Annotated in this window: 10 protein-coding genes and 1 pseudogene; 2 read left to right on the top strand and 9 right to left on the bottom strand. The window is 33.6% G+C overall.

Annotation, left to right across the window (positions count from 1 at the left end):
- Nucleotides 1–97: 97 nt before the first annotated feature.
- The 3 genes and pseudogenes from F3I00_RS00670 to F3I00_RS00660 form a co-directional block, all read right to left on the bottom strand.
- Nucleotides 98–917: pseudogene (locus F3I00_RS00670) on the bottom strand (alpha/beta hydrolase).
- Nucleotides 918–938: 21 nt separating this feature from the next.
- Nucleotides 939–1700, bottom strand: coding sequence for a YibE/F family protein (locus F3I00_RS00665; RefSeq protein ID WP_020806640.1), 762 nt, complete (start codon nucleotides 1698–1700; stop codon nucleotides 939–941).
- Nucleotides 1697–2803: a YibE/F family protein gene (locus F3I00_RS00660; protein WP_020806641.1), complete on the bottom strand. Its 1107-nt coding sequence runs from the start codon at nucleotides 2801–2803 to the stop codon at nucleotides 1697–1699. Before F3I00_RS00660 ends, F3I00_RS00665 begins: the two co-directional genes overlap by 4 nt.
- A gap of 108 nt (nucleotides 2804–2911) precedes the next feature.
- Between F3I00_RS00660 and F3I00_RS00655 the strand changes: the two genes are divergently transcribed.
- Nucleotides 2912–4483: a sodium:proton antiporter gene (locus F3I00_RS00655; protein ID WP_020806642.1), complete on the top strand. Its 1572-nt coding sequence runs from the start codon at nucleotides 2912–2914 to the stop codon at nucleotides 4481–4483.
- 33 nt (nucleotides 4484–4516) lie between these two features.
- Here the strand turns inward: F3I00_RS00655 and F3I00_RS00650 are convergent, their stop codons facing one another.
- Entirely contained in the window at nucleotides 4517–5236 is a 720-nt protein-coding gene (locus F3I00_RS00650; protein ID WP_003649630.1) for a hypothetical protein, read from the bottom strand.
- Nucleotides 5237–5265: 29 nt separating this feature from the next.
- A complete protein-coding gene (locus F3I00_RS00645) occupies nucleotides 5266–6351 on the bottom strand; it encodes a D-alanine--D-alanine ligase family protein (protein ID WP_020806643.1) in 1086 nt (361 codons plus the stop codon).
- Nucleotides 6352–6509: 158 nt separating this feature from the next.
- Here F3I00_RS00645 and F3I00_RS00640 point away from each other — a divergent pair, with 158 nt between their 5' ends.
- Nucleotides 6510–8036, top strand: coding sequence for a CAP domain-containing protein (locus F3I00_RS00640; RefSeq protein ID WP_020806644.1), 1527 nt, complete (start codon nucleotides 6510–6512; stop codon nucleotides 8034–8036).
- Nucleotides 8037–8364: 328 nt separating this feature from the next.
- Here the strand turns inward: F3I00_RS00640 and F3I00_RS00635 are convergent, their stop codons facing one another.
- The 4 genes from F3I00_RS00635 to F3I00_RS00620 all read right to left on the bottom strand — a co-directional run bounded on the left by F3I00_RS00635 (nucleotide 8365) and on the right by F3I00_RS00620 (nucleotide 12757).
- On the bottom strand, nucleotides 8365–9204 hold the full coding sequence (locus F3I00_RS00635; protein WP_003649633.1) for a hypothetical protein: 840 nt from the start codon (nucleotides 9202–9204) through the stop codon (nucleotides 8365–8367).
- Nucleotides 9205–9224: 20 nt separating this feature from the next.
- Nucleotides 9225–9809, bottom strand: coding sequence for a TetR/AcrR family transcriptional regulator (locus F3I00_RS00630; RefSeq protein ID WP_020806645.1), 585 nt, complete (start codon nucleotides 9807–9809; stop codon nucleotides 9225–9227).
- Between the two features lie 249 nt (nucleotides 9810–10058).
- Nucleotides 10059–11408 carry an amino acid permease gene (locus F3I00_RS00625; protein ID WP_020806646.1) on the bottom strand — a complete coding sequence of 450 codons (1350 nt, stop codon included), beginning with the start codon at nucleotides 11406–11408 and terminating at the stop codon, nucleotides 10059–10061.
- 122 nt (nucleotides 11409–11530) lie between these two features.
- Nucleotides 11531–12757, bottom strand: a complete 1227-nt coding sequence (locus F3I00_RS00620) for a CPBP family intramembrane glutamic endopeptidase (RefSeq protein ID WP_020806647.1) — start codon at nucleotides 12755–12757, stop codon at nucleotides 11531–11533.
- Nucleotides 12758–12853: the final 96 nt, after the last annotated feature.

The following is a 12853-nucleotide window of genomic DNA, read 5'->3' as shown; positions in this document are numbered from 1 at the left end:
CATCTAATATTAAACAAAAAGTCCGAAAAGCAAAATGATTAACTTCATTTTCTTTTCGGACTTTTTTATATAAAATCAGGTCTTGTTTCACGTGAAACTAAATATAAATTTTTCTATCTTTTAACCATTCAAGGCTTAGTTTAAACCAATGTGCAAGATGCGAATCGGGCTCACGTCCAGCCACAGCCACTTCAGGAGTAGCAAGTGAAAAGCCATGGCCGCCTTTATTAAACAAATGTGCTTCAAAATGAACTTTTTTCTTTCTTAAAGCTGTAATATATTCGATTGTATTATCAATCAAGACAACTGGATCATCAACAGCTTGGAAAATAAAAGTCGGGGGGCGTATCAGGCGTCACTCCTAAAGCTGTATCTAATAATTCTTTAGCAGTAGGCATTTTTTGATTAGCATCAGCTGGCAACGGAAAACCAATATCTTTAATATTAATTAAAGGATAGCCCAAGATTGTGGCATTAGGCGCTACTTGATCATGGTTAAAATCATATTTTGCCTGCCATTTTTCACTTTCTGCCATCACGTTCATTGAACTAACAACATGACCGCCAGCAGAAAATCCAATTGTAGTAATTCGCTCTTGATCAATTCCTAACTTTTCACTATTTTCTCTAAAATAAGAAACAGCTTTTAATCCTGATAAGGCTGCATCAGGATATATTTTACCTGGATCGGTAGTTAGATTATATGAAACAACGGCAGCATTAAAACCATGAGCTGCATATGCCAATGCTACTGGTTCTCCTTCTCTTAAAGATAAATGGTCAAAGCTTCCTCCAGGGAAAACGAGTATCAATGGTCTCTTTTTTTGCAAAAGCTGCGGATTATCTTGTAATCCATAATACGTGATTTTAAATTCGCGATTATTAAAATTTTTTTGTGTTAAATACTCTACTTTCATCTTGCTAAGCCTCTATGCTATTTATTTCTTAAGTTCATTATGCGTCAACGTATGTGCTAAAAGTATTGTTGTCAATGGGACTGTTAAAAGTACGCCGATAAATGAATACACAATAATTAAGAATTCATCTACAAAAAGTTTATCATTTAAAATCTCAAATAATGAATAATTTAACCTCATATACCAAATAAATATTGGCAAAAAGCTACCAAATAAACCAAATAAAATTGTGTTCATGGCTGTTCCTAACACATCAGAACCAACTTCATTTCCGCTCTTGATCAATTGCTTCTGCGTAATATTCGGATCGTGCCTTTTTAATTCAAGTAAGCCTGCACTCATCGCTACACTTGCTTCTGCAATTGCCCCTAGCATTGAAAAAATTGCAACTAAAATAGCTATTTGAGCGAAACTAATTCCTACATTCAACGATAAACCAATTAATTCTTCTCCTGCTTGGTCTCCAAAGCCCTGAGTTTGAGCTAAGCTTTCAAGCAGGATAATTATCAGCATTACGATCAAGCTCACGCATAAAGCGGTTAAAAACGCGTTCTTAGCTACAGTATAATCGTGTGTCCCTAAATAAATAATTGTTAATAATTTTAAAGGAATAAAAATTATTCCTACCAAGATTATATTTACTCCCCAAGAAATTAACAAAGCAACAAGAATTATCAAACAGGCATTAATAACCACACTAAGATAACTTTTAAGGCCCGTTTTTCCACCAACAATAATCATTAAAATTAAGAGAATTATCAATAGAGCCGTTAAAGTTGTCATTTCGCTGCCTCCTCTATTTTTTTATTTTTTAAAAAGACAGAACTAGCAAGAGTGGCAAAAATCACAGTTAAAACTATGCCTATCGCTGAACTTAAGCTCTGAATTACACCTAAAGAAAGAGTATATTTAAAAGTATAAACTAAAGTATTATTATCTCTTAGATACAAAATTGTCATTGGCAGTGCTTCGGCCATAAAAATCAGTACTAATACATTTATTAATGGTCCCATAATTTCTTGTCCTAATGTACGGCCACTAAGAAATAACTCCTTAAAGGTTAAGTCAACCTTATGTTTAGCTAACGCATAAAGACTCGAAACAATATCAGTTGCTTCATCCATTACTGCCCCAAGAACTCCTAAAATGGTCTGAGATAAAAATAGCGCGCGCGGATCTTGCGTTGCATAATCAACTGCTTCATAGTCAATCCCGCGTTCATGTGTCAATCTCATAACTAAATAAAAAATTCCAAACGACACAAAAACACCTAGAAGCGTAGCAACTAGTGTAACAAGCATCTTTTGATTAAATCCTTGTACAATTATCAGGGAAATAAAAGTAAACAAAATAGCTGCAATACCATAAACTAAGAAAATTTTGGTTCCATTTTCTTTAATATCATTCTTAATCACAAAATAAAAAATAATACTATTCAAAATCATTGAAACTAACAATAAACTAGCTTGTTTTCCGGTGATTAAAATGATCAGACTAATAGTTAAAAACATGCTCAAGACAACTACCCAATCACGTTTAGGTTCAACTAATTTTGGCTTTTCTTTAATAAAAGATACAATCACACGTTGATGAGGACGATATTTTTGTGAAACAGCTTGTGAAGGAGAGTAGGTATTGGTAACAACGAATCTCTTACCTCGGTATTTTCCTGAGATGATTTTTAAATGCAATATTTGTTGCCTAACTTCATCTTTATTTTCATAATTGTCTTTGGTTTTATTAATTAGCGTGTCTTGAATGTGATTATCGGTAATTACAGCAATTGGCTTGCTAGCAAAAGTTGTAGAAAAATACGTAATCACCGTAAAAACTATGCCAACAATTAAAGTCGTTAAACTAAGCCAAACTTTTTGATTCTTTTTCACATCTTCACCTTCCCTAATAACCTAAATGGTGAGTATGCTAATATAGTAGCATTAAAAGTTTTTACTAATTATTAAAAAATAGTAATTTATCTGAGGTAAATCTAAACTATGGAACTTATGATTTCAACTTTTACTCTAGCAATTGCAGCTGCTATCAGTATTATTATTGCTCAAGCAATTGATAAAGTATCAGTTAACTATATAAGTATGATCATCGGAATTATTATTGGTCTTATTCCCTTTTTAAACCAACAAATAGCTAGTTTTGATTCAGAAATTTTTATGGAGTTGATCGTTGCGCCACTTTTATTTTTTGAAGGACAAAAGACTAGGATTCATAACGTTGGTAGACGTATTAAAGAGATAATTGGGCTAACTATTATCATGGTTTTACTAGCTTTAATTGTAAGCGGCTTTAGCATTCATCTGCTTGCTGACGTTAGCTTACCGCTTGCATTTATTATTGGCAGTATTAGTACGCCAACAGACGCCACAGCAAGTGAAGCAGTAACTAATGGCCTAAGAATGCCTCGCCGTGTAACGTCAGCATTAAAGGCTGAATCACTTTTTAATGATGCATCTGGAATTATCTTGCTCAACATGAGCCTTCTTTGGTTTGCAAATGGATATATTAATTATGGACAGACAATTCAGGACTTTTGTATTTCTTCGATTGGCGGTGCAATTCTAGGTTTCGCTGTAGCATGGGTAATAATTATTTTTCGTCAGACTCTTGTCAGATCCAGATTTAATTCCTTAAATGCTCAAAATCTTATTTATATTCTTACCCCATTAGCTTTGTATGCTCTAGCAGAACATCTCCATGTCTCTGGAATTATCGCAGTGGTGGTTGCTGGTCTCTTACATAATGCAGAATCTCAACAAAGCTTATTGCTTAATTCAAGACAGGTTCATATGAGCCAAGACTTACAAAATCTTATTTCTGACATCTTTAATAGTATGGTTTTCATTATTTTAGGATTGATGATGGTAAGAATTTCACGTAATAAGCTCTTTAATGGAGATCTAGCTAAATGGATTATTGTTGGCATTATAGTCTACCTTGCCAACTTGCTAGTTCGTTACCTATATGGTCGCTTAATTATTCGTTATGATCGAAGAGAAAGCATAGTCTTTTCACTTGGAGGGATTCATGGTGCAGTTACTTTAGCATTAGCATTAACGATAAGCGTTGACTTCCTAGGAAGTCAAAGTTATAACCTAGTCATCATGTCTGAGGCTGTTTTAATTATTTTAAGTATGCTTGTTCCAACAATTGTCTTTCAATTTATTCTTCCGCATAATGTCAGTGACGAAGAGGCCCACATCGTAATGGATAAAATACGAAGTGAAATGGTTAAACGCGCCTTAGTTGCCGTTCATAAAATGTATTTACCGCAAAGAGTAAAACGCCATGTTATCTATACCCTACTTAATCAAAAACGAGTTGTTAAAACGCGTGAGTATATACGAGTTCTGCTAAAGACAATTGACCAGCCTAACCTAAGCAAATCAGAACAGTATCTACAGCGTCTTGCTTTTTTTAGGGCTTTTGCGATTGAACGCGAATATCTAGAAATGATTGGACAAAAGGAAGGCAAATATCGAACCTATATTTTAAATCTATATAACGACGTTTTGTTAGCAGAGTCATTAATTATTGAACCTGAAGACGAATAAAAATAGGATGCCTACAAACAGGCATCCTATTTTTTAATTAAAAAAGCGATCCCACCAATGGTGTTTTTTCTTGGGATGAATTTGCATCTGAGCTAAAGTACGATGAATATTCTCTTCTACTTTTTGCTTACGACGCTTTTCTTCGTTCTCTCTAGCTTTTCTTAAGATTTCTTCATGAGCCTCTTGCTCACTCTTTTGTTCTTCAGTAATCTTATCGGCAGCTTCCTGATCTTTATTAGCTTGAACTTCTTTTTGTGAATCTGTTGATTCTGGCTCAGCTAATTGGTGTGAGCTATCAATTAACTTCTTATTTTGAGCTTCAACGCGCGCTACTTGCTTTTGCAAATCCTGAATTGCTTGATTTTGACTTGCAATCGTATTTTGGAGCATAGTTAAAAGCTTAACTACTTGATCAGCATCTACAGTAGCAGTCTTAGTTGCTACTTCTTTTTGCATTTTTGCAGCCTTTTTGGCTTCTTCAGCTTTTTTATCACTCACTGCAAAAACTTGTCTTGCTGCTTCCTGTAAAGTCAGATCAGCTTTTTTAGACAGAGCTTTAAAAGCTTTTAGGTCTTCAATATCTTTAGCTGAATATAAGCGAGACTTCTGCTTAGTCCTCTCATAGTAGTCTTTATTTCCAGTAACTTTTTCAACAATTAAGGAATACTTTCTTAATGTTGCTACGCTAATATGAAGTTCTTCCGCCGTTTTTGCTGGGGCCTCAAGTTCTTCAAAATTATGGTCGCTTGCCATCCTAAATTCTCCCTTTACTTAAACTAAGTTTAATCATGTTTATGTAACAAAGTTTTCTTGTGATCGTAGCGTTCCATTGCGTAGTCAATTAATTTAGTAATCAAATCAGTATATGGAATTCCAACCTCTTCAAATAGTTTAGGATACATACTAATATTAGTGAATCCTGGAAGAGCATTTACTTCTGTTAAAACAACTTCCTTGTCTTCCGTACGAAGCATTGAGTCAATACGTGCTAAGCCACTACATTCAGTTGCTTGAAATACCTTTAAAGCATTTTTTCTAACCTTTTCAACAATCCCTTCAGGCAATTTAGCTGGAATCTCTAAAGTTGAAGTTGAATCATCATCATACTTATTTTCATAAGTATAGAATGAATCCTTGGCGTTAATAATTTGACCAACACCAGCAACGATTGGCTTATCATTACCTAAAACAGCAGTTTCTACTTCAGTACCGTGAACAGTTTCTTCAACTAAAACCTTATCATCATATTTAAAAGCTTCAGCTAAAGCGACCTTGTATTCTTTTTCGTTAGTAACGTGACTTACACCAACTGAAGATCCTTGATTTGATGGCTTAACGAATAAATCTGAGCCTAATTGACTAGCTACGTATTCATAGTCTAACTTTTCATTATCTGGATCGTTATATTCAAAACGCTTAACTGCAATCCACTTTGCGACAGGAACACCAGCACGTTGAGCTAAAATTTTGGTCATTTCCTTGTCCATCGTTACAGCTGCAGCTAAGACATCATCCCCAACAAATGGCTTATCTAGAACTCTAAATAAACCTTGTAAACAACCATCCTCACCCAAGTTTCCGTGTACAATTGGGAAAAATACGTCAATTTCAGGACGATCTTTTAATTCAACAATATTAGAAATATTTGCTACTTTATGAGGGTTAGCTACTTCCATTTTAGGATTGTCTAAGACTTTGCGAGAATCGGCATCATTAGCCAAATACCCATCATTCGTAATCCACATTGGATAAACATCAAATTTATTAGTATCAATTTCCTCATAAATGTTGTGGGCAGACATGATAGAAACTTCATATTCTGAAGAATTTCCACCGAAGATCAAACCTACCTTAATTTTGTCAGTCATATTTTTATCTCCTTTTTGTCCTCGAAACCTTATTATAAACAATCGTGACGCTATAATGCATTATTTTTGAAAAAAAGTCTCAAAAGAATGAAAATTTTTTATAATTAAGTTATATATATTACTATTACTCTAATAATAAATCCCGCAAAGGAGATAAGATGAATTTTACAAAAAAAGCCACCGCTTTTTTAGTTGCTATTACACTCAGTGCTACAACTAGTACCGTTACGATTAGCGAAGCGCTGGCCGCAACATTTACCAAAGATGAAATCCAAGAAGTTCATCGAATTCAAAATCAATATTCAAGATTACCAAAACAAACTTTTAATTCTGGTAATCTTTATGCAAGTAGCCCTCACTTAACAGCACCATTTTCACCTGGTTCTGTTACTAATTCTTATATTAATTCTCAATTAGACTATATTAATTTTTATCGTGGTTTGTTTGATCTGCCAAGTATTTCTACAAATAAGACAGATAATGACAACGCGCAAATTACCGCAAGTGTTATGGCTGCAATTAAGGCTAACCCATTTACTAATCAACACGGGTTACCTAGTGAAACACGACCGAACTATATTAGCGATACTTACTGGACAATTGCCAAAAATGTTTCTGCTAGCTCTAATTTGAATTTTAATGTAAGCAATCAATCTGCTGGTGATGTAATCACAGATTTATTAACTGATACCTATAATCTTGATGGATCGGATACTGGACATCGTGCGTGGCTTTTATCAAGTAGACTTACTACCACTGGTATTGGTGCAGCATACGGTAAAAATAGCTACCGCTATTCAGTCCAGCAAGTTGCATATTCAAGCGATGGCTATAAGGCTGCTGCTAAAAGTGCCGTTGCCTATCCTAATAGTGGCGTTTTCCCAATAGAATTACTTCAAGGAAATAACATTGCTTGGTCTCTTTATTTATCTGATAAAACTACCTCCGGTATTCCTAAAATCACCGTCACCGATTTAGATACAGGCGAAGTTAGCCAAGCCACAAATGTTAATAATTTCAGTAATAAGGCATATGGCTACTTCAAAACAATTATCACTTACTTCCCAGGAGATATTAAGTTAGTTTCAGGGCATGAATATAACGTAAATATTGATAATGTCTACCAATATAGTTTTAAATTATTTAATCAAGTTGCTGCTAATCAGCCTAAACTAAAAACTTCAAACGATAACACTAAGACTAAGAACGGAGAAAAGAGCTCTGAAAAAATATCCTCCTCGCAAAATATTAAAGATAGTAGCGACAAGACAACTCGCAAAATTTTAAACCAAGTAGCTGATCCTGATTCATCTACAACAATTAAATCAGCTCTTTTACTTCAAGCAGAAAAACTACGTGATTCTTTGAATAAAAAGCGCCAGATGAATACAGTGATTTTTGGCCGTTCTTATCAAGATGGTTATTCTTACTACAACTTAGGCAATGATCAGTGGTTTCATAATTTTTATGTTTACAACAATCCAGATTTTACTGCTGGTGTAGTCAATATCAATAACCAGTCATTTGATACAAATATTTATACTAGTCCTTATCCAAATCTACGAAAACGCACTGCCAATCATGTTACTTCTGGAAAAAGTTACGCTTATGGTCAATCAATTACTACCGATCATATAACTTGGTATTATCTCGGCAAAAACCAGTGGATCAGGCAGAATAATTAATAAACTAACATCTTGAAAAAGGCTTTAAAGTAACGAATTTATAATTTTAGAATATTCTTTCAGCACAAGCTGAACATATTATATTATTTAAGAATAATTAGGCCTTTCAACTTGATTTAAACCCTAATTACTGTAAAAATAAGTAGTGAGAAATGGTTGAGGACCCTTACAAGAGCCGTTATGGCTGTTGCATATTACAATTATTTTATACCCTAACTACTTTACACTTACTTGAATACAATTAAGATCATCCAATCCGGCGCCATTTCCCAGAAAAAGGCCTCAGGTAAAAACCTGAGACCTTTTTTGTATATTCGTTAACTTCTTATTATTTTGCACTCGTAAGCTGCCAAGTAACAGTGCTAATTACAAACAAAACTACTCCGACAATTACTAACTCTAAGAAAATGCCACTCGCTATCTCCAAAAAATAGCCAATATTCAAGATCAAACCTTCAACATTGAAAATTGTCGGAATGAACGCCAATAGTCCAAAAATCACGATCAATCCTAGTGATGCTCTCATCCCTCCAGCGGCAAACATATTAATTAAGCGCCCAGTTGAAACAATTTCTTTGAGTCTTTTAATTTGTTGATAAGCTAAGATGCCCACAAAAATGATAACCAAGATATTTAAAATCAAAAATACAAGCTCAACATTTGCTGCTAAAGTGGCATTAGCCAAGCCAAAGCTTGTAATAATTGCGTAAAGCCCACTTTCCTTATTCTTCTTCAATTTTTCCTGAACAGACTTAGCTTCCATGGAAGAATTGTCATCAATTTTAGTCAAGATAACCTTACGAATTTGACTAGCTAAGCTAGAATTTTCTGCTCTAAATAAATGAATTCCCAAAGTATAGTCAATCATTGCATTCGCAATCGGTCTTGTTTGCTCAACAGTTAATAGATTATTAGTACTGTTGTTACTACTTCGATCAGCACCAATTGCTGCAGCGAAATTATCAAACTTCTGATTGATATAGCGTTCAGCTACAACTCCATTGCTTTCTTTGGCAATCTGACTCCTCATAAAAATCGGGTTCATAAAAGTTACTAAGCTGAAAAACAAAACCACAATTGTAAAGATTGCAATTCCAAAAGATCTTTTATCATGCACAGTTTGAGCCTGATCAATTCTACGCAGCTCACTGCGTGTGCGTACTGCCATTTCCTCGACCTTCCTTAAAATTAATTGTCGAACATTTTATTAATAGCCTGAGTTAAAGTAGTTAATTCGTATTTTTGTAAGGCAGATTTAGCCTCTGCAAGTGTTTGACTTATCTTTGACTCATCTATTGATAAAAATGTTGACATAAAAGTTTTTACCATTATATCAGAAATTTGATCAGCATCTAAATCAAATTCAGTCCGTTTTACGTATAGACCTCCTCCAGCTGTAACAATAAAGTTTAAACCAATCTGAACTTGACGATCATTTCCCAAATCATGCTTAACGCCTTCATGCTTAAGCCAATCATCAAGAATCTGGCTCCAGCGATCCAATGAATCACCATCACTTAAAATACTTTTGACAACGCGTTCAACGCCTTCATCTTGGATACCTTGTTCTAAAATCAAATAAATGAAGATTTTCATCTTAGAATATGTATTCAAATTTTTGAAATCAGTCGCATTTAAACTCTTTAAGACTGCTGTCATAAAATTAGTAACAATTTCGGTAATTAATAGATTCTTATGTGGGTAATATGACTGGAGTAGTGATTTAGAAATGCCAGATTTATCTGCAATCATTTGTAGTGATACATTTTCCATGCCTCTTTTTTTCAGGAGCATAAAAGTATTGCGCAGTATTTCATGTCGTCTTGCTAAATTTTTTTGTCTTGCCATATCCTTTGCCTCGTTATTATTATTCTATTCCTATACAGTATAGCGTTTTCACAGCATTAATTACAATCATTATACCAAGCCCTATTACTAATAACGAGATAGGATTTTGCTTTTTTTCAAATTTAATGCTATATAAAAGACCGACAATTTTATTTGTCAGTCTTTACGTGATATTTAATTTTTTCTTTCTAAAAAAGTGTAGCTCAATGATAAAGCTAAAATAAAAATAATTGAGATAAGTAATGGTAGTCTCGTTGCTGGGATTAGCGCCAAAATTATTAAAATTACTAAGTAGAAAATGATTGTAACCCAGCTAGTTATTGGAAATCCCGGCATTCTAAAGCTACCTAGTTTTCCTTTATTTTCTGCGCGATATTTCAAATGCGTCCACATAATAATTATCCATACCATAATAAAGTTGATTGTTGATACACTAGAAATAATATCGAAAACTTGTGCTGGCATAATATAATTCAGAATTACAACGATAAATAAAATTAACGATGAAAAGGTCAAGGCATTATTAGGAACCGCTTTTCTACTTAACTTTCCAAATCTTTTAGGGGCATTATTTCCACGTGAAAGTGCATATAGTGATCTACTAGTTGAAAAGATAGCACTATTAGTAGCGGACATTGCTGCCGTTAAAACAACAAAGTTTAAAATCCCAGCTGCTGCAGGAATCCCAATTGCGCCAAAAACCTGTACAAACGGACTAGTTGTAGTAACAATCTTATTCCAAGGATAAACAGCCATAATAGCAATCATGGAACCAACATAGAATAATCCAATTCTGACTGGCAAAGTATTAATTGCCTTGGGAATATCCTTGTCTGGATTGGCCGTTTCACCTGCTGTTAAACCGACAATTTCTATTCCGACAAAGGCAAAAACTACCATCTGAAATGACTTTAAAAAGCCCCATGAGCCTGTTGGAAAAAAGCCCCCATAATTTACCAGATTAGTAAGAGAAACTGTTCTAGAGTCAATTTTGGTATGCATAACGAGTAGAATCGCTCCAGTAATGATCAAGGCTAAGATAGCTAAAACCTTAATCATTGAAAACCAACTTTCAAGCTCGCCAAATAATCCAACATTAACCATGTTAACAAGCATTAACAGAACAACGATTACTAAAGGCCCTACCCATTGTGGTAAGTCTTTAAACCAATATTTCAAATAAATTCCTGTTGCAGTTAAATCAGCCATTGCTAAACTAAGCCAGCATAACCAATAAGTCCACCCCGCAACAAATTCCATTCTATTTCCCAGGTACTTTTTTACTGATTCAATAAATGAATGCTGCTCAGGATCTGCTAGAATTAACTCTCCTAAAGCTCTCATCATAAAAAAGCTAATAATTCCAACAATTAGATATGACAAGATAATTGATGGACCAGCACTTTGAATAGCTGTACCAGATCCTAAGAATAATCCAGTACCAATTGCTCCACCAATTGCAATCATTGTTACATGACGGCTTTTAAGCGATCTTTTTAGTTTTAGCTTCTCCTTTTCATCCAATTTTGTAGTCCTCCCTTAAAGACAAAAATACCCCTAGTATTTAACTTATACTAGAGGCATTTCTATTCTATGAAATTAAAGTTCTTGTATAGTCAATTAATTGGCTATTTTATTTGTTTGTATTATAACTTGCTTCGCGAAATTGTCAAATCTGTTTTTTGAACCCGAGTCAAGATTTGGACATTATTGCGAATGATATCTTTATTCTTAGTAAATGTAATTATTGCGAATATTATCCAAATGAACACAAATATTAATACCTTTAAAACTTGCCCTATTTCACTATAAAAAATTCCTGCGTTGTTAGTGCCAAGAGGCGTAATTGAGAAAACTAAGAAATCATTCAAAGCATGTATAATCATTGGTATCCATATTTTTCCACTATAAAGAAAAAGTGTAGCCATAAAACATCCGAAGCCAAATGAGTTAATTACTTGTAATATTGTTCCTAAGAGAGAGAATCGATGCTCTCCAGCAAACGCACTACCAATGTGTGGTAAGGCAAATAAAATTGAACTAACTACAATAGCATACGCGATTTGATCGTTTTTATTTTTAAAAATCATCAATAAGATCAAAATATTTATATATCGAACTGTTTCTTCACCAATACCAGCATCAATTGCATCAAAAAGCACTCTCCATGGTTCTCTAAAATAAATTGAATCAAATGGATTAATTAAAGAAAAATCCCAGCTCCACAATAATTCCTGCAAATTTAACGCCATGTTACTAAATACTTCACACAGAACTATATAAATAGTACATCCGACTAATAGCAGAAATACTATCATATTTTTTCTTTTACTAAAAAATGCAGTGTTCAAATTCAGACTAAACTTATAACCCCATTTTTTAAGAACAATGTATCCGTATACTAAAGTTGTTAATCCATATACAATCCCTGATCTATTTAAACCTACTAATACGCTTGCTTGAGACAAAGTTCGTAAATAAAGTGGACTACCAATGACTGAAAGCATGTATGTTACCCATACTGATGCTATCAAACGAAAAATAGGTTTTTCTATCTTTCCATATTCAACCAAAACGACTGGAATTAATACAAATATTGTTCCAACAAAATATATCCAGAATAGAATTACTGTTAACTTAGGTAAATCCTTTATAAGTAAATCTATGAAACAACCAAATTGATCTACAAAAATCATAGGCAAAAATACAATATTTACTACTTGGGATATTTTTATAAATTTATTTATTAAAATAACTATAATCAATATCCCTATATAAATCCAATCTTTGATTGTATGATAATTTGTTAACATAACTATCGCAATCACAATATTTAAATAAATTTGGATTTGTAATATTCTACTGTGTTTCATAAAATTTCCACCATATTAAAAGTTTAAGGTCTAAAAATATATATCCAGTAAAAGCTCAGAAGTTAAAAATCCTACTAAATCTTGGTATTAATCTAC

It is taken from the genome of Lactobacillus sp. JM1 (assembly GCF_009834385.1).
GTDB lineage: Bacteria > Bacillota > Bacilli > Lactobacillales > Lactobacillaceae > Lactobacillus > Lactobacillus paragasseri.
The sequence above is the reverse complement of the archived record's forward strand: the minus strand, read 5'-3'. Positions and strand labels throughout refer to the sequence as shown.

Bases quoted from the DNA above. Each gene is read 5' to 3' on its own strand.
- F3I00_RS00665 (WP_020806640.1), bottom strand. From the start codon at position 1,700: ATGACAACTTTAACGGCTCTATTGATAATTCTCTTAATTTTAATGATT.
- F3I00_RS00635 (WP_003649633.1), bottom strand. From the start codon at position 9,204: ATGGCAGTACGCACACGCAGTGAGCTGCGTAGAATTGATCAGGCTCAA.
- F3I00_RS00620 (WP_020806647.1), bottom strand. From the start codon at position 12,757: ATGAAACACAGTAGAATATTACAAATCCAAATTTATTTAAATATTGTG.
- F3I00_RS00630 (WP_020806645.1), bottom strand. From the start codon at position 9,809: ATGGAAAATGTATCACTACAAATGATTGCAGATAAATCTGGCATTTCT.
- F3I00_RS00640 (WP_020806644.1), top strand. From the start codon at position 6,510: ATGAATTTTACAAAAAAAGCCACCGCTTTTTTAGTTGCTATTACACTC.
- F3I00_RS00645 (WP_020806643.1), bottom strand. From the start codon at position 6,351: ATGACTGACAAAATTAAGGTAGGTTTGATCTTCGGTGGAAATTCTTCA.
- F3I00_RS00655 (WP_020806642.1), top strand. From the start codon at position 2,912: ATGGAACTTATGATTTCAACTTTTACTCTAGCAATTGCAGCTGCTATC.
- F3I00_RS00650 (WP_003649630.1), bottom strand. From the start codon at position 5,236: ATGGCAAGCGACCATAATTTTGAAGAACTTGAGGCCCCAGCAAAAACG.